The organism is Methylosinus sp. R-45379, from assembly GCF_001644125.1.
Lineage (GTDB): Bacteria > Pseudomonadota > Alphaproteobacteria > Rhizobiales > Beijerinckiaceae > Methylosinus.
In genome coordinates, this window is sequence record NZ_LUUM01000113.1 from 18,119 (window position 1) to 33,831 (window position 15,713).

The 15,713-nt window shown below is 65.0% G+C and carries 18 protein-coding genes and 1 tRNA gene; 7 read left to right on the forward strand and 12 right to left on the reverse strand.

The window, feature by feature from the left end; genetic code table 11:
* Positions 1-38: 38 nt before the first annotated feature.
* The 8 genes from A1351_RS05705 to A1351_RS05745 all read right to left on the reverse strand — a co-directional run bounded on the left by A1351_RS05705 (position 39) and on the right by A1351_RS05745 (position 8,371).
* Positions 39-1,445: a HAMP domain-containing sensor histidine kinase gene (locus tag A1351_RS05705; protein WP_064032478.1), complete on the reverse strand. Its 1,407-nt coding sequence runs from the start codon at positions 1,443-1,445 to the stop codon at positions 39-41.
* Positions 1,442-2,119 carry a response regulator transcription factor gene (locus A1351_RS05710; protein WP_024881558.1) on the reverse strand — a complete coding sequence of 226 codons (678 nt, stop codon included), beginning with the start codon at positions 2,117-2,119 and terminating at the stop codon, positions 1,442-1,444. Before A1351_RS05710 ends, A1351_RS05705 begins: the two co-directional genes overlap by 4 nt.
* Positions 2,120-2,509: 390 nt before the next feature.
* Positions 2,510-3,358, reverse strand: coding sequence for an energy transducer TonB (locus A1351_RS05720; RefSeq protein WP_024881556.1), 849 nt, complete (start codon positions 3,356-3,358; stop codon positions 2,510-2,512).
* A complete protein-coding gene (locus tag A1351_RS05725; RefSeq protein ID WP_024881555.1) occupies positions 3,355-3,804 on the reverse strand; it encodes a biopolymer transporter ExbD in 450 nt (149 codons plus the stop codon). Before A1351_RS05725 ends, A1351_RS05720 begins: the two co-directional genes overlap by 4 nt.
* Positions 3,805-4,452, reverse strand: a complete 648-nt coding sequence (locus A1351_RS05730) for a MotA/TolQ/ExbB proton channel family protein (protein WP_024881554.1) — start codon at positions 4,450-4,452, stop codon at positions 3,805-3,807.
* 128 nt (positions 4,453-4,580) lie between these two features.
* Positions 4,581-6,932 (reverse strand): TonB-dependent receptor, encoded by a 2,352-nt coding sequence (locus A1351_RS05735; protein WP_245267451.1) that lies wholly within the window; start codon positions 6,930-6,932, stop codon positions 4,581-4,583.
* 472 nt (positions 6,933-7,404) lie between these two features.
* Complete coding sequence (locus A1351_RS05740; RefSeq protein WP_024881552.1) at positions 7,405-7,608, reverse strand: hypothetical protein; 204 nt, start codon at positions 7,606-7,608, stop codon at positions 7,405-7,407.
* A 52-nt stretch (positions 7,609-7,660) separates the two neighbouring features.
* On the reverse strand, positions 7,661-8,371 hold the full coding sequence (locus tag A1351_RS05745; protein ID WP_024881551.1) for a L,D-transpeptidase: 711 nt from the start codon (positions 8,369-8,371) through the stop codon (positions 7,661-7,663).
* 362 nt (positions 8,372-8,733) lie between these two features.
* Here A1351_RS05745 and A1351_RS05750 point away from each other — a divergent pair, with 362 nt between their 5' ends.
* The 4 genes from A1351_RS05750 to A1351_RS05765 are packed head-to-tail and all read left to right on the forward strand — an operon-like array spanning position 8,734 to position 11,206.
* Positions 8,734-9,018 carry a DUF2282 domain-containing protein gene (locus A1351_RS05750; protein ID WP_024881550.1) on the forward strand — a complete coding sequence of 95 codons (285 nt, stop codon included), beginning with the start codon at positions 8,734-8,736 and terminating at the stop codon, positions 9,016-9,018.
* A gap of 60 nt (positions 9,019-9,078) precedes the next feature.
* Positions 9,079-9,948, forward strand: a complete 870-nt coding sequence (locus tag A1351_RS05755) for a DUF692 domain-containing protein (protein WP_064032479.1) — start codon at positions 9,079-9,081, stop codon at positions 9,946-9,948.
* Positions 9,949-9,962: 14 nt separating this feature from the next.
* Entirely contained in the window at positions 9,963-10,724 is a 762-nt protein-coding gene (locus tag A1351_RS05760; RefSeq protein WP_064032480.1) for a DNA-binding domain-containing protein, read from the forward strand.
* Entirely contained in the window at positions 10,721-11,206 is a 486-nt protein-coding gene (locus tag A1351_RS05765) for a DoxX family protein (protein ID WP_024881547.1), read from the forward strand. The genes A1351_RS05760 and A1351_RS05765 overlap by 4 nt, the downstream gene beginning before the upstream one ends.
* Positions 11,207-11,618: 412 nt before the next feature.
* Here A1351_RS05765 and A1351_RS05775 read toward each other — a convergent pair whose 3' ends face one another.
* Positions 11,619-12,026 (reverse strand): hypothetical protein, encoded by a 408-nt coding sequence (locus tag A1351_RS05775; protein WP_064032482.1) that lies wholly within the window; start codon positions 12,024-12,026, stop codon positions 11,619-11,621.
* Positions 12,027-12,123: 97 nt separating this feature from the next.
* Positions 12,124-12,200, reverse strand: a tRNA-Met gene (locus A1351_RS05780).
* A gap of 186 nt (positions 12,201-12,386) precedes the next feature.
* On the opposite strand from A1351_RS05780, the gene yidD reads away from it, so the two are divergent.
* Complete coding sequence (gene yidD, locus A1351_RS05785; RefSeq protein WP_051465467.1) at positions 12,387-12,713, forward strand: membrane protein insertion efficiency factor YidD; 327 nt, start codon at positions 12,387-12,389, stop codon at positions 12,711-12,713.
* A 2-nt stretch (positions 12,714-12,715) separates the two neighbouring features.
* On the opposite strand, the gene A1351_RS05790 is transcribed toward yidD, so the two are convergent.
* A complete protein-coding gene (locus A1351_RS05790; RefSeq protein WP_064032483.1) occupies positions 12,716-13,609 on the reverse strand; it encodes a hypothetical protein in 894 nt (297 codons plus the stop codon).
* Positions 13,610-13,725: 116 nt separating this feature from the next.
* A complete protein-coding gene (locus A1351_RS05795; protein ID WP_024881474.1) occupies positions 13,726-14,061 on the reverse strand; it encodes a hypothetical protein in 336 nt (111 codons plus the stop codon).
* A 141-nt stretch (positions 14,062-14,202) separates the two neighbouring features.
* Between A1351_RS05795 and A1351_RS05800 the strand changes: the two genes are divergently transcribed.
* Positions 14,203-14,574: a helix-turn-helix domain-containing protein gene (locus tag A1351_RS05800; RefSeq protein ID WP_024881473.1), complete on the forward strand. Its 372-nt coding sequence runs from the start codon at positions 14,203-14,205 to the stop codon at positions 14,572-14,574.
* Positions 14,571-15,419, forward strand: coding sequence for a DUF6456 domain-containing protein (locus A1351_RS05805; RefSeq protein WP_024881472.1), 849 nt, complete (start codon positions 14,571-14,573; stop codon positions 15,417-15,419). Before A1351_RS05800 ends, A1351_RS05805 begins: the two co-directional genes overlap by 4 nt.
* The last annotated feature ends 294 nt before the right edge of the window (positions 15,420-15,713 follow it).

The following is a 15,713-nucleotide window of genomic DNA, read 5'->3' on the forward strand; positions in this document are numbered from 1 at the left end:
CCGATCGTCGCGTCGCAGGCCAGTTGCTTTGTTGCCGCTCAGAGCTGCGCCTGTGCGTCCTCGTCCAGAGCTTCACGACGCATCGGGAAGGACATCACGAATGTCGCCCCGCCCCCCGGCGTGGTCGCAACGCCGATGCGGCCGCCGAGCATTTCGATCAGCTCCTCGACGATGGCGAGGCCGAGACCGTTTCCCGGCGCTTCGTCGCCGCGCCGCCAGAAGGGCTCGAAGATGAGCTCCCTATGCTTTTCATCGACTCCCTCTCCATGATCGATCACGCGAATCGTGCGATCGGCGCCGACCCGCACGAGCACAGTCCCGCCCTCCGGCTCGGCGCGCAACGCATTGTCGATGAGATTGGCGAGGGCGCATTCGATCGCGACGCGATTGCTGCGCAGAGCGACGGGCGCCGTGGGCGCCTCGAAGGCGATGCGACGGCGGGCCTTGAAGATCAGCGGCGAATAATCGGCGACGATGCCGCGCGCAACGGCGCTGAGATCGAGATCTCGATCCGGCGACGCTTGGCCTTCGCTCAAGCGCGCGGCGACGAGCATCTGCTCGACGATCAGTTGGATGCGGCGCGTGTCGCGCTGGAGATCGACGCGAAAGCCGCGCTCCTCCGGGTTTTCGAGGCGCGCGCGCAGAATCGCGACCGGCGTGCGCAATTGATGCGCGGCGTTGGCGGTATAGCGCCGCATGCGCGCGACGCTGGCGTCGAGACGCTTCAGCGTTCGATTCACCGCATCGACGAGCGGGCGGATCTCGCTCGGCGCATCATCGACGCATAGGCCTTGGCCGAGCGATTCGAGATCGATGCGTTCGGCCGCTTCCGCCGCGCGCCGCAAAGGGGCGAGGCTGCGTCGCACGGCGAGCCAGGCGACCGCCGCCGAAACGGAGAACACCACCGCGAGATAGAGGCTCTGGGAGACGAGCTCGTTTCGAAAAGCGTAGACGACATCCTTCCAATTGAAGGTCATGCCGCCGGAGGCGATGAACAAAGGCCCGGTCGGAGTCTTCCAGCGCCAGGCGGAGGCCGCCGTGCGACGGCCCGCATCGGAGATGAAGAAAAAGTCGAGCCCGCGCGTCTCTACCGAGGTGATCCCGATGAGCGCCGCGGAAATGTCCTCGGAGGAGCCGCGGAGAGCCGGTCCGCGCATCGACTCCAGAGCGGCGTAACGCAATGTCGGGGTTCGGCGCATCTCGTCGCGGAGCGTCTCATTGGGCTCGATATGGAGCGTTCCGTCCGCATCCCGCACGATCGATTGCAAGACCAGATCGCGAATATAGTAATAGCTGTAGAATTCATCGAGCCAATAATCATTGGCGCCGACGATGCCGAGCCCGCCGAGCGCCGTCGTTCCGAGCCATGCGACGACGATGGCGATGAGCTGCATATAGGACAGATCGACGATCAATCGGCGCGTGAGCGAGGGCGGCGGCCTCATTCCTCCGTCTCGCAGAGAAAATAGCCGACGCCGCGCACCATATGAATGTCCACCCGCGCCTCGAGCTTTTGCAGGCGCGCGCGCACGCGGGAGACGATGATCGTCAGCGCATGCGACTGCACAGGCTCGTCGAAGCCCCAAATCTCCGAGGCCAGAGCCTCGCGCTCCGCGACACGGCCCGCGCGGCGCACGAGCCCCTCGAGCAGAGCCAGCTCGCGATGATGGAACACGGCGGGCCGGCCGTCGATGGCGACGGCGCGCGTTCCAAGGTCGAACTCCAGCGCGCCGACGCGGATCGGCGGGGCGGAGTCGGCGCCCGGACGGCGCAAGGCCGCGCGAATGCGCGCCATCATCTCGTCGAGATCGAAGGGCTTGGTGAGATAATCGTCGGCGCCGGCGTCGAGGCCGTTGATCCGCTCGTCCACCGCATCCAGCGCGGAGAGGACCAGCACGCGGCTGCCGGGCTGGCGCCGTCTGATCTCCGGGACGATGGCGAGACCATCCCCATCCGGCAGTCGCCGATCCAGCATGGCGACGGCGTAAGAATGCGCCCGCAACGCCTCCAGCGCATCGCCCACCGAGCCGACATGATCCACCGCGAAGCCGTCGCGCCGCATTCGCCGCCGGATTTCTCCCGCGAGCTCGCTCTGATCTTCCACCAAGAGAATTCGCATGGGCGCCGCTCCCTGCGTATCGACCGGACATGCTCCCGCAAAGCGAGAGCGAGGCCGAAGTCTTCCTCGGTCACGGGCCGCATGGCAAGCGCCTGCGCCTGCTACGGCGTCTTCGAGCGGCGAGAACGGGCGCGACGCTTCGTCGATCCGGCGATCGAAGCCGAGGCGGCTCCAGGCCCGGCGTTTCGGCGGGCGGGCTTTATAGCGTTGAAATGCAAATCGTCTCTATTCGAGAGGCGCGGCGTCGAATCGAAAAGCGACTGCGATTCGGACCGAACCGCAGTCGCAAAGCGCTCGGCGGCCAGCAGCGCTTTCGCGGCCGCGCGGAGCTCCGGCGCGGGACCGCATTCTCTGCCGTGAAACGCCGGCGTACGAGATGCGCCCCTATTCTCAGCGGTCGTGACGAATATCGAAACGGATCGTCGTCTTGCCCTGGAAGCGGCCAGCGGGCGGCGGCGGCGCGACAGTCGCTTCGACCATGGCGAGAGCGGCGTGGTCGAGCGCCTCGTCGCCAGCGGATTTGACGATTTTGCGCTCGATCATATGGCCGTCGGCGCCCACGGTGAAAGTGACGACGGCGTCGCCCTTGACGCCGCTGCGACGCGCCTGCGGCGGATAGAACATGTGCTTTTGAATTTCGGCGAGGACCCGCGCGCCATAGCGGGCGCGCGTCGCGCCGCTCGGCGTCTTGCGCCCGTCCAGCGCGCCGACGCGATCGGCCGAGGAGGAGGAGGCTTCCGACGCCTGCGCGGCCGCTGTCGCCTCGCGCTGTACCTTGCCGTCCGCCGTCGGAGCGGGCGTCTGCTCGCTGGAATGCTCGCGCCGCTGCTCGAGCGTCGGCTTGCGCTCTTCCTCGCGCGGCTCGTCCTCGGGCAGCTCCAGAGCGTCGGGCGCGCGAATTTTCGGCGCGGCCATGGCGAGCGCGGTCGGCGCGTCGGGCGCCGAAGCCTTCGGCGCTTCCGCCATTTGCGCCTCGGCGGCCTCCTGCGCGATCGTGCTGTCCATGTTGTGCGCCAGCTCGTCGGGCGCGGTGTCGGCGCTGGCCTGCTGCGCGGCGTCGCCGTCCTGCACATAGGCGAGATCGAAACTGTCCGCCGTCGAGCTCGGCGGCTCCACCGTCGTCATGGCGAGAAGGCCGAAGATGGCGAGATAGACGAGCGGCGGCGCGGCGCCCGCGACCGGCCGCAGCCAGCGCGGACGCAATTGCGGAAATTGCTCGGGCTCGGCGACATAGGTCATTTCGCGGCGCCTTTCGCTTCGGCTTTCGCGTGCTTCGCCTGCATCGACAGAATGGCGATATGGGTCATGCCATTGGACGAAAGAGCGTCCATCAGCGTCACCAGATCGCCGAGCGAGGACTCCTTGTCGCCGCGCAGATGGATGACATGAGAGAGATCGCCATTGATCTTGGCGCGCACCGCTTCGACGATGCGGTCGAGCGGAATCTCGTCCGGCCCCAGCATCAGCCGTCCGTCCTTGGCGACGGTGATGACCACGGGCTCCTTGGGATTGACGGGCTTGGCGGAGCGCGCCTGGGGAAGATCGACCTTCATGCCCTGCGCCATCATCGGCGCGGTGATCATGAAGATGACGAGCAGCACCAGCATCACATCGACGAGCGGCGTCACATTGATGTCGGCGAGGGGCTGGAAGCCGCCGGAGCCGCGCTTGGCGGAAAAAGCCATTTAAGCGGCCTCCGCGATGCGGCGCGCGCCATCGCTCTCGACGCCGCCGACGAGCGTGATGGCGTGCTCCTCCACATGATCGCTGAGCGCTTCGCCCGTATGCGCCAGCGTGCCGCCGAGGCGGTTGAAGCCGATGGCCGCAGGAATGGCGGCGGCTAGGCCATAGGCGGTGGCGGCGAGCGCCTCGGCTATGCCCGGCGCGACGACGGCGAGGCTGGTGTCCTGCGAGTCGGCGATGCCGACGAAGCTCGTCATAATGCCCCACACCGTGCCGAACAGGCCGACGAAGGGCGCGACAGAAGAGATGACGGCGAGATTGGGCAGGCCCGCTTCCGTGGCGACGAGCAGCTTGCGCGCGGCGCGGCCCGTGGTCTCGACGATGCGCGCCCGGCGCTCGCCGACGCTTTCCCCCGGCACCATGACGCGGGCGGCGCGCGCCGCCTCGGCCATCACAGGCGCGAGCAGCGGCGGATGGCCTCCGTTCTGCGCCTCGCGGATCGCCTTGCGCAGGCGCGTCGCCAGCACGGCGACCTCGATGATGATCGCCCAGCCCCAGAGCGAGGCGACGCCGAGCGCGATCATCACGAATTTGCCGACAACTCCCGCCTGCATGAACAGCGAGACCGGCGAAATCGATATGGCTTCCATCTGAGCTCATCTCCAGCGGGCGCCCGAGGCTCCCTTTCTGGAAGAACTCGCATGGCGCCTCTACGCAACGTTTCGATTACGAAACGCCCGGCCGCTCGCGCGGCCGGGCGGAAATCTGTGCATGACGATCAGAAATCGACCTTCAGCGCGCCATAGAACAGCCGACCCGCCTGGAAGGAATAGGTCAGCTTGGTGTTGGCGACCGAGAGAAGGCCGGTCGGATCGCCGGCTATGGCCGTGACCGAGCGATTGTCGGCGATATTATTGACGCCGAGCTTCACCTCGATCTTATTGTCATGGCCCCATTCCTTCAGCCATTGGCCACGCGCGCCGACGACGAGATCGGTCGAGGCGTAGGACGGGATATAGTTGAGCGTCGGATTGGTGAGGCCGGAAGCGTAGATCGACGCCCATGAGCGTTGGCCGACGGCGCCCCATTGGTCGCCGACCTGCTTGTGCAGCAGCGAGCCGAAGAACTGCCCGTCGTCATAGACGACGCCGCCGACGGCCGTGTAGCGCGGCGCGGCGCCGACATAGAGCCCGGCATATTGGCCCTCGAGGAAGCGCGCGTCCGAGATGGAGCCATTGGCGGTGAGCGCGAGGCCCTCCATCAGCTGATAGGTGAGCTCCATCTCGACGCCGCGATAGCGCGCCGTTCCGCCGTTCTGATAGTTCTGCGTCTTGTCGGCGTTGGTGATGACGATCGGGAAGTTGTTCGCCGTGACCTGATAGATGGCGATATCGGCGGCGAGCTTCTCGGTCTTGTAGACGGCGCCGAGCTGGAAGTTGGTCGTCGTCTGCGGCTGGATATTGTTCGAATCCGGATTGACGACATAATAGGCCGAGACCGTCGGAACCAGAAAGCCGCGCGACGCCTGTCCATAGACGGCCAGCTCCGGCAGAACCTTATAGCGCACGGAGAGGAAGGGCAGACCAGCGCGATAGGTATGGTCGTAATAGAGCGGCGTGAGCGTCGTCTGATTGATGCGCGCCGTATGATTGCGATCGAAGGACACGAATTTATAGCCGGGCGTGATGGAGAGGCCGTCGATCGGGCGCCACTCATATTCGAGCCAGGGCTGCACATTCTGATAATGCGAGGCGAGATCGAGCTTATAGGAGCTCTGATATTGCGAGACCGAGGTGGCGATCGACGGAAAATCGACGCCATTCGTATAGTCCGTGTAGAACTGCCGGCGCCAATTGTCGCCGCGCTCCCACCAGACGCCAGTGCGCAGCTCGCCGCTCGCATAGCCCGCCGCGACATCATATTTCGCGTCGAACATATTGCCCCAGGCGCGATAATTATTGATCTGCAGGAAGCCGAGATCATGCTGCTTGGGCAGATTGATGCCCGTCGCCTTGGGCTGCACGCCATAGAGCGCGGAGCCTTCCACGGTCTGATCGGCGGAATTGCGCTGATACCAGGGATACCAATAGGAGTAGGTGTAGGATTTGTTGTTGAAGCTTATGCCGAAGGCGTCCCACTTCAGATTCACATACTCCATGTCCGTCTGCTTCTCGGACACGTTGTTGCCGAAATATTGCTGCGACGTCGGATCGGAGCCGACGGCGCCGTAATGCGAGCCCGCGGCGAAATACTGCGGATAGGTGATGCTGCTGACATTGCGATAGTGCTCTCGGCTGTAATTGCCGAACAATGTCACATTGACGAAGCCGAAATCGCGATCGGCCTTCATCAGCCAGCCATTCTGCTCGACCGTTCCATACTGCTGCGCGCCGGCGGTGTCGGAGTGCGAATATTGCACCAGCGCGCGCACGCCCGTCGTCTTGTCGAGGCCTGACTGCAAGGTCTCGGTGGTCACGAAAGTGCTGTAGCTGCCGTAGGAATTTTCGATGCTGCCGCCGAATTTGTCGGAAAGCTCGAGCGAGCGCAGCGCCAGCGTGCCGCCGAAGGTCGCATAGCCCGTCTGGGAGGCCGGGCCGGGACCGCGATCGACGGTCGCGCCGCCGATGAAGCCGCTCGGGAAATAAGAGGCCGAGTGGTGCGAGGGATTGTTCTCGTCGCCGAACGGAATTCCGTCGAAGGTGACATTGTACTGGCCGTCGGTGAAGCCGCGCCAGCCGCCCTTATTGGTGTCGCCGATGAGGCCATTGTTGGCGGTGGCGACGGCGCCGGGCGTATATTTGATGATCTCGTTCAGATCCGCGCTCGGCTGGATCATGTCGCGAATGACTTTGTCGCTCACGATCGAAGTCGGCTCGATCGCGTCGAGCGGCGCCTGCGAAGGCGCGAGCGCGGGAGCCGAGCCGGGAGGCGCCTTGGAGCCGACGGCGCTGGAGGCGAACACGGGAAGCTTCGAAGCGCCTGCAGCCGCCACCGGCGCCGCAGCGGCGACTTGCGCGGCGCCATGAGCAGCGCCTGCATTGCCGCCGCTCGTCCGGGCGACGGCCGGAACATGGCGCATATGCGCCTTTGCGACGGCTTTCGCCTTTTTCGGCTTCGCCTGGCGCGACACGACCGTCAAGGCGCCGATATCCGTCTGCGCAATAGCTTGAAGCGGTGGGGCCGCCGCTACGATGAAACCGAGCACGAACGCAGAAGCCTGCGTATTCAGCCTATGTTTGGACATCCCATAACCCCAGCTCTCGACCCCAGACTCGTCCCGCTGCTCGCGGCAATGCAGGAAAAGGCCGAGTCATTGTTTCAACGCGATTCCAACGCCGAGCCGGCCTCCACATTCGGCTGGAAACGCTTTCGCCTGCGCTTTCGCTTTCGGCTGGGGACGAGCCGTTAAGGAGCCGACATGACAGTCTCGCAACGTTTCTTTGAATTCGATCGAAATCACTCTGGGTGCGACAAATTTGCTATGGTTGCCCAAGAGTTCACTCATGGCTGTCCAAGTGTTCACTCATGGCGCCGCGACAGAGGCGGCATGCCGTCGCGCGCAATATTCCGGCGCGCCGATGCTATCGTTTCATTCTGTTATTTCAGTCGTTTCGGGGGGCCATGTGCTCGAACGCGGCCTCGAGGCGAGGCGAGGCGACGGAGGCGAGATTCACACGAGCCACACGGATCAGAAATAAAATGGCTCGATCAGAAATATATTCGAAATAAATAGAAACAAATGAATTGCGCAGATCATCATGGGCGCCGGCCTCTGCGCCGAAGTGTCGGAAACGCAGAGAAATCACGGCGAGGCGCGCTAAATCGGCGCGCTGCGGCGCTGGAATGAGCGATCGCAGGCTATGCCGGCAGGATCACCACTTTCGTCTTGATCGGCGTTCGTGAATAGAGGTCGATCATGTCCTGACTGAGGAGGCCGGTGCAGCCGCTCGTAACGCCGGTCCCGATCGTCTCTGGGTCGCTGGTGCTGTAGATCGTGTAGACCGTATAGACGCCGTTCCGATAGAGATAGAGCGCGCGGGAGCCGAGCGGATTGTCCAGACCTCCCGGCATGCCGCTGGCATATTTGCGCGCCTCCGGCTGGCGCTGGATCATCTCCTTGGGCGGCGTCCAGACAGGCCATTCGGCCTTGCGTCCGACATAGGTTTCGCCGCTCCACAGGAAGCCGGCGCGGCCGACATTGGCGCCGTAGCGGGTGGCGTTTCCGTCGCCTTCGATACGGTAGACAAAGTAATTGCTGGGATCGACGATAATCGTGCCGGGCGCTTCCTTGGTGTCGTAGCGCACCGTCTGGCGATAGAATTTGGGATCGACCTTGCGAAGATCGACCGCGGGAATCGGGAACTTCTCATGGGGCAGCGGCCCGTAGAGCTTCGCCACCTCGGCCGGGATCACGCGGTCGGAGGTCGCGCAACCGGCGAGTCCCAGCGCGCCGAGACCGGCGGCGGAGCCGAACAGAAACGACCGGCGGTCGAGGCGCCCCGTCCCGAGCCCGAGCAGAGATCCTTCATTTCTTTCGCCAGCGTCGGCAATCCCATCATCCGTGATCATGATTTCGGATTTTCCCATGTCCTTTCGTCCGGCCGGAGAATGCTCCTGCGTGAATCCACCGAACCTCTTCGTCGAGCTGAAATTGCCGTCACACGGCTCGATTGGCAAGCAAGAGCTTTGCTGCGCGGCGCTCGCCTCGCGCCAAAGTCGGTAATGTCCGGGGCGTCTCGCAGCTCGTGGCCGCTTCGGTCGCCTATTGCGGCGCGACGCCGACCGGCTGGGGCGTCGGCTCGGTCACAGGGGCCTCCTACTGCGTTTGCGGTCTTCGCCGCTTGCGCGGAAAATCGAGAGTCCGTAACAATTTTCGCAGTTGCGCGAATTTAGCTTGCACGCCGGTTTCGGCGCATAAGAGGAGGCATCGGATGGATCGTCGTACTTTCAATCTCGCGCTGGCGGGATCGCTCACCACGGCTCTCACCCTCTTGGCTTCCGCCGCTCCCGCGGAGGAAGAGGGTAAGGAAAAATGCTTCGGAGTGGCCCTCAAGGGTCAGAATGATTGCGCCGCCGGCCCGGGGACGACCTGCGCCGGATCGTCCAAGATCGATTATCAAGGCAACGCTTGGAAATATGTTCCGCGCGGAACCTGCGCCTCGATCAAGACGCCGTTCGGCAATGGCTCGCTGGAAGCGCTCAAGCGGCCAGTCTGATTTTCGCAACGTTCCGTAACAGAGGCGCGCGTGGAGAGACAGAGGCGCGTGGAGAGAAGCATGGACGAAGTTGTTTCGACCTTTTCGTCCCGGCTTCCCGCTCTCGCTGGGGTCGGCTTCAAGCCGGCGCATTTCGATGCGATTCTCTCTGGCGCGCCTTCTGTGGGATTTTTCGAGATTCACGCGGAAAATTATATGGGCGATGGCGGCCCGCCGCATCGCCAGCTTTCGCGTCTTCGCCAGGATTATCCGCTGTCGATTCACGGCGTCGGACTTTCGATCGGCTCCGGCGAGCCGATCGATCGTCGACATTTGGAGAGAGCGCGCATCCTTTGCGACCGCTATCGCCCCGAGAGCTTTTCCGAGCATCTGGCCTGGTCGACGCATGGCGGCGTCTTTTTCAACGATCTCCTGCCGCTGCCCTACACGCGCGAAACGCTGGAGCGCGCGATCGAGAAGATCGACGAGATCCAGAGCTGTCTCGGGCGTCAGATTCTGCTGGAAAATCCAGCGACCTATCTCTCTTTCGTGGAAACGGAGATTTCCGAGCCGGAGTTTCTCGCCGAGATCGCCGATCGCAGCGGCTGCGGATTGCTTCTCGACGTCGAGAACATCTATGTGACGGCGACGAACAAGGGCTTCGACGCAGCCGCCTATTTGTCCAGATTCGCTTTCGCTCATGTGCGCGAGATACATCTCGCCGGCCATTTCGAGTCGCGTGGCGCGAGTGGCGAGCCTTTTGCGCTCGACGCCCATTGCGCGCCTGTCGCCGAGGCCGTATGGGCGCTTTTCGCTCAGGCGCTCGCGCAGACAGGTCCTGTCGCGACCCTCATCGAATGGGACAATGAAACGCCCGAATGGGCGGCGCTCGCTCAGGAGGCGCAGCGCGCGCAATCCGTTCTCGACAACGCAGCGCGGCGGGCCGCATGAGAGAGGCCTCTCGAATGTGGGAGAGAACGCAGGCGCAATTCGCCGCCGCTCTGCGTGAGGCGCGCCTCGCGGCGCCTGCTTCTCTGGTTTCCGAGAGGGGCGCGGCCGCCGATCGTTTCGAGGTCTATCGCAATAGCGTCATCGGCGGGCTCATCCGGGCGCTGGCCACCCGCTTTCCAGCCGTAGAGCGTCTCGTGGGCGAAGAGTTTTTCGCCGCAATGGCGCGCGAGTTCGTGCTCCTGCGGCCGCCGACATCCGCTGTGCTGCTCGAATATGGCGAGGATTTCGCCGATTTCGTCGCGGGCTTCGCGCCCGCTTCGGAGCTGCCCTATCTCGCCGATGTCGCGCGGCTCGAGGATGCGCGCGTGCGCGCCTATCACGCCGCCGACATAGAGCCGCTGTCGCCGCTATCGCTGGCCTCGGTCGCTCCCGATCGTCTGGCGGAGCTCACCTTCGAAATTCACCCATCGGCCTTCGTCCTGCGATCCGATCATCCGATGGTGACGATATGGGCGATGAATGCGGGCGAAGCCGAGGCGGCGCCGCTCGGGCATTGGGACGGCGAGGACGCTCTCGTGACCCGTCCGCGAATGCGCGTCGAGACACATCGCCTCGCGCCCGGCGGAGCGGCGTTCCTTCAGCGCCTCGCCGCGGGCGCGCAATTCGGCGACGCCGTTCGCGCCGCGATCGCCGAGGAGCCGACATTCGATCTATCGATGGCGCTCGTCGAGGCGCTCACGGCAGGATTTTTCACTGCATTCGGAGGTGACACATGAATGATTCCGCTCATGAAGCGACGCGGCCCGCGTCGGGAGCGTCGCTCTGCGTCCTCACGCAGCGCGTGATCGGGACGCTCGAACGCATTCCCTATTCCCTCATCGCGCTCGGCGCCCGCATTTTCCCGGCAGCGGTCTTCTGGCAGTCTGGACAGACGAAGCTCGAGGGTTGGCGCGTCTCGGAAAACGCAATTTATCTCTTCAAGGAAGATTATAAGCTGCCGCTGCTCGATCCCGTCGTCGCGGCGCATGCCGCCACGATCATGGAGCATATATTTCCGGTTCTGCTCGCGTTCGGTCTCGCGAGCCGGCTCGCTGCGGCGGCGCTGCTCGCCATGACGCTGGTGATCGAAATCTTCGTCTATCCCGACGCCTGGCCGACGCATGGCGTCTGGGCGACCTGCCTGCTGCTCGTCGTTGCGCGCGGACCCGGCGTCATTTCGATCGATCGCCTGCTGCCGCGCCGGTGCGCGCGCATGTGAGAGCGGGCGCGTCACGCGGACAGCGAAATCCTCGTCACCAGACCGTCCGCGAACCATTGCGCGAGGAAGCCGGCGGCGCGCTGCAACAGTGTCTCGTCATTGCTCTGAAACTCGAGCAGCGTAGCTCTTGCCCGCTCGCGCCTCCATGAGCGCGAGACGCTCGTCCTCGCCGATCTCGCGAAAGACAGGCTCGTCGTCTCTGCGCCAGAGCAGGATCGTTTCGACGCCCGCATGGACGGCGTCTCGGCCGCGTCGCCATCGACAAGCGCGCCGTGGAGGCGCGCGGCGCGCGGCACAATGTCGATACGAGCATCGGCGCTGTGACGATATGAGCACGCGCAAAGGTCGACGCGCCGAAGCGCTTCCAATTGACATCCGCCGCCCCGCGACGCTCGGCCGTATCAATAATCGCTTAATCGTTCCGGTGAAGCGGCGAATGCACGCCGATCGGATGGTCGACCGCCCGAGCGGCGGCGATGAGGCGCAGCCCGGCGCGCTCGAGCATCTCCCATTCGACCCTCTGGTCCTCGGTATCGGGACCGGGAACCGCATGGCTTCGACGATCTGGCCAAAAATAGCTCACCGCCTGGGAGCGGTGATCGGTGCCGATCCTGAACTCGGCGATAATCGGCATGATACGCGACAACATTCGGAGCGCCACCGCGTAGGAGGCGGTCCGCAATGCGAATTGGACATGTTTTTTAGGGGCGCCGGGATTCGCGAAAGGGTCAAACCGGATCTGGAACCAATAGCGACCGTCCCGCCGCGTCAAAAAGCTCGCCCGCGCCATGCGCATTCCACCGCTGTTCGGCGTCGCCATGAACGTGGTCCTTCGACGCGGAAGGGTCACGTAGAGCCGACTACCGGCTGCCGGTTAAACCATTGTGCAGATTGGATTATTCCAGCGTTACGGCGAGTGGTAGCGGAGGAGGGATTCGAACCCCCGACACAAGGATTATGATTCCTCTGCTCTAGCCGACTGAGCTACTCCGCCCCGCGTCCTCTCGGACGAGCGTCGGCGGATATAGTCGACCCTCGTCAAAAGTGTCAAGCCGTCGTCCGGGGAATTGTCGCTCGCGGAGACCGCCTCGGCTTAGGAGGCGCGTGGCTTTTAGTCCAGCCGCGTCGGGCTCGCCGCGATCGATTCTGTCGCGCAATGCTTGCCGTGATAGGATGGGGCATGCTCGGATCGCTTCCCGCGCGGGCCGCTCGCGCGCTCATCCTGCTCTATCGGCTCAGCCTCTCGGCCTTTATCGGGCGCGAGTGCCGCTATTTGCCGAGCTGTTCCGAATATGCGGATGAGGCGATCCGTCGCCACGGCCTGTGGGCCGGCGGCTGGATGGGCTTTGCGCGTCTGTGCCGCTGCCGGCCGGGCGGCGGCGATGGCTATGATCCGGTTCCGCTGTCGGCGCCGGCGGCGGCGCATTCGCTCGCGCCCTGGCGCTATGGGGCGTGGCGGCGGCCGCTCGTCTGCGAGGCCGTCGAGAACGGAGATCGCGCGCGGTAAGATCAGGAGCGCGCCATCAGCTCCACGGCGAGGCCGTAGATGCGCAGGCGGATCGGCTCGGGCAGAGCGCGCAGCGCCTCGAGATAGGTTTGGCCGAGGGCGCAGGTCTTCTTGTCGTCGAAGGGCGGATCGGGCGTCTTGCCGTCCAGCAGCGAGTCGATCTCCGGCTTGCGCAGGCCCCGCGCAGCCAGCGCCTTCTCCAATGCGCGAAAATCCTCCTCGCTCGGCGCCGAGCGCTCTAGCTGCTTGGCTTGGCCGCTGGCGATGGCCTCGAGGCCGACCACCGCCATCTCCGCGACCAGCGCGCGCCGCCGCGCCGCGAAGCTGTGGAAATCCTGATCGACGCCGCCATAGAGAAAGGCCGCGCAGAGCTTCTTGTTCTCGGCGGAGATGGCGCGCAGCACATCGAGCTGCAGATCGAAGACGCGGGCGAGGACCAGCGGCTCCGCCCTGGCGGCGAGCACGCCGCGCGACTGACGCAGCCGGCGCACGGATTCGGCGAGATAGAAATCGACGCTCGCCGTGTCCGCGCCGACGCTCCGCTCCTGCGCGAAAGTCTCTATGGCGGCGGCGTAATCGGTCGGAAAGGCCTGGCGCATGCGCTGAAAAAACGATCTGTATTCCTCTGTGGCGGCGATCGCCTGCTCTATGCGCTCGCGGGCGGCGAGGCGGGGGGCGCGGGCGGAAGGGCGCGGGTCGGCCGGCTCGGGCGCGGGCTCCGACGCGGCTTCGGCGAGCGGCGCCTCTCGGGTCTCGGCGATATGAGTCGGCTCAGCGATATGGGCCGGCTCGGCGATTTTGCGGCCGGGGCCTAGCGCCATCATCACCAGTCCGAGGCCGAGACAGAGCGCGACGATCGCGCCCGTCGCCAGAGCGAGCAGCCTTTCCAAGAACATGGTCGGTCTTTCGATATGCCCGCTCGGGGAATGGAGCTTCGAACGCAAATACCAATGGAAAGGCTTTTCTAGCTCAATCCCGGCGGCCGACAAAGAGCGGGCCGGCTCGGTCGGCCTCATGGATGCGCGCGAGCGTCTCTTAGCGCCGCGCGGGCGAGACGCAGCGCGCGCGCCTGCTCGGCGCGATGCGCCACGAGAAGCGCGATATGGCGCGAGAGATCATAGGTCCAATGGCCGGCGCGGGCGCGTTCGGCCCGCAGCGCGCGCTCCAGCTCCTTCAGCACCACGGCGGCGGCCTGCGGCGTTTCGGCGGCGATGACGCTGCGCGACAGGCGATGAAACGAGCGCAGAAATTCCTCGCGGCGATAGGCGTCGGCTTTTGCGCGCAGCGCGCTCTGCAGGCTTTCCCGCGCGGCGGCGCGCAGGCGATCGGGTGATGGCGGATTTCGCATGAGGGTCCTCCCGCGCCGAAGCATGGGCGAGGGGCGGGGGATGGGGATAAGTTTTTTATCCGTTGTATAGGATTAAATTCATGATAGCGTCAGAGAGGTCGCCGGCTCAGCGCCGCTGACGCCCCGCACAGGCGAGACAGAATGCCTCTCCGACGAAACGCTCATTTTCCTTCATCGGCGCTCTGCGTCGCCGCGGCTTCCGCGGCCTGCGGCGTCGCGCCGGAGGCTCTGCGCGGCGCAAGCCGTGGGCGCGCCAATGTCGCCGACGCGCGCCATCTCGCCGTCTATCTCGATCATGTCGCTTTCGGCGCGAGCCTCTCGGCCTGCGGGCGCGCTTTTGCGCGTGATCGCGCCAGCGTTCGTCACGCCTGCGCGCGCATAGAGGATCGCCGCGACGAAGTGGATTTCGATCGCGCCGTGGCCGCGCTGGAACAAGCCCTGCGCGCGCAGCGGCGCCTCATCGAGACAATCGCTTTTTCCTTCACCTCGCATCCGACGGGAGACGATTCATGAGCACCACTCAGCGGCATAGTGACGAGACCGACGCGCGCGCGCTGCGCCGTCTGCTGGAGGCGATGAGCGAGCCCGGCGCGCAGGCGATGGCCGACCCGCTCGGCGCCCGGTCGATCATCGTCGCCGCGCCGCGCAAGGGCGTCACTGTCGCGCGGGCGCGTCTCGCCCAAAGCATCGCCGATATAGCGGCGGCGCGCGGATTGGCGCGCTGGGACGGCGCCGGCGAGGCGCGCCGTCTGCATCTGACAGATGAGGGGCGCGCTCATCTGAGACGCCTCGCGGCGCCGGCCGAGGCGAACCCCTTTTTCGCGCAGCACAGCGCGCTCGCGCCGCGCGTGGTGGAGAAGGGCGCGCGCCCGACGCTGGTCAATGAGGGCGAGAGCCCGCTCGCCTGGCTCGCGCGCCGCAAGGATCGCGACGGCCGTCCCTTTCTCGCGCCGGAGCAGATCGAGGCCGGCGAGCGCTTCCGTCGCGATGTGACGCAGGCCGCTATTCTCCAGCGCGTCACCGCCGATTGGGAGGCGGCGATCGGCTCCGCGCGCGGCGGCGGCGCGGGCGCCGATATCGCCAATGTGGCGATCGATGCGCGCCGGCGACTCTCTCACGCCTTCGATGCGGTGGGGCCGGAGCTCGGCGGATTGCTTACCGATGTCTGCGGCTATTTGAAAGGCCTCGAGCTCATCGAGAGCGAGCGAGGCTGGCCGCAGCGTTCCGCCAAAGTGGTGCTGAAAATCGCGCTCGAGCGGCTCGCTCTGCACTATGGATTGGCCAGTGAGGCGCAGGGGCCGGAGCGCGCGCGCCATTTGCTGCATTGGGGCGTTGAGGATTATCGTCCTACCCTCTGATGCGCCGAGCTCCGGCGGCGCGGTTGACAGAGCGGAGCTTTGGGCGCATGAATCTCGCCATATTGCACTGCAATATGGCGCGTCGCATCAGCGACGCTCGTCATCTCTATCGGGGAGTCGCCATGATGAAATTCGTCATGTCTCATCGTTCCCCGGGCCGCGCCTAGAGAGTTCAGGCAATGAGCCCGGTTCGAAAATACCGGGCTGCTCTCTCGCGCATGTCGCTCCGCCGATCCTGTCGGCGCTGACGACTTTCTCACGAAAGACATTCCGGAAACAGCCGCGACGCAGCCT

Bases quoted from the DNA above. Each gene is read 5' to 3' on its own strand.
- A1351_RS05705 (WP_064032478.1), bottom strand. From the start codon at position 1,445: ATGAGGCCGCCGCCCTCGCTCACGCGCCGATTGATCGTCGATCTGTCC.
- A1351_RS05710 (WP_024881558.1), bottom strand. From the start codon at position 2,119: ATGCGAATTCTCTTGGTGGAAGATCAGAGCGAGCTCGCGGGAGAAATC.
- A1351_RS05720 (WP_024881556.1), bottom strand. From the start codon at position 3,358: ATGACCTATGTCGCCGAGCCCGAGCAATTTCCGCAATTGCGTCCGCGC.
- A1351_RS05725 (WP_024881555.1), bottom strand. From the start codon at position 3,804: ATGGCTTTTTCCGCCAAGCGCGGCTCCGGCGGCTTCCAGCCCCTCGCC.
- A1351_RS05730 (WP_024881554.1), bottom strand. From the start codon at position 4,452: ATGGAAGCCATATCGATTTCGCCGGTCTCGCTGTTCATGCAGGCGGGA.
- A1351_RS05745 (WP_024881551.1), bottom strand. From the start codon at position 8,371: ATGATCACGGATGATGGGATTGCCGACGCTGGCGAAAGAAATGAAGGA.
- A1351_RS05750 (WP_024881550.1), top strand. From the start codon at position 8,734: ATGGATCGTCGTACTTTCAATCTCGCGCTGGCGGGATCGCTCACCACG.
- A1351_RS05755 (WP_064032479.1), top strand. From the start codon at position 9,079: ATGGACGAAGTTGTTTCGACCTTTTCGTCCCGGCTTCCCGCTCTCGCT.
- A1351_RS05760 (WP_064032480.1), top strand. From the start codon at position 9,963: ATGTGGGAGAGAACGCAGGCGCAATTCGCCGCCGCTCTGCGTGAGGCG.
- A1351_RS05765 (WP_024881547.1), top strand. From the start codon at position 10,721: ATGAATGATTCCGCTCATGAAGCGACGCGGCCCGCGTCGGGAGCGTCG.
- A1351_RS05775 (WP_064032482.1), bottom strand. From the start codon at position 12,026: ATGGCGACGCCGAACAGCGGTGGAATGCGCATGGCGCGGGCGAGCTTT.
- yidD (WP_051465467.1), top strand. From the start codon at position 12,387: ATGCTCGGATCGCTTCCCGCGCGGGCCGCTCGCGCGCTCATCCTGCTC.
- A1351_RS05790 (WP_064032483.1), bottom strand. From the start codon at position 13,609: ATGTTCTTGGAAAGGCTGCTCGCTCTGGCGACGGGCGCGATCGTCGCG.
- A1351_RS05795 (WP_024881474.1), bottom strand. From the start codon at position 14,061: ATGCGAAATCCGCCATCACCCGATCGCCTGCGCGCCGCCGCGCGGGAA.
- A1351_RS05800 (WP_024881473.1), top strand. From the start codon at position 14,203: ATGCCTCTCCGACGAAACGCTCATTTTCCTTCATCGGCGCTCTGCGTC.
- A1351_RS05805 (WP_024881472.1), top strand. From the start codon at position 14,571: ATGAGCACCACTCAGCGGCATAGTGACGAGACCGACGCGCGCGCGCTG.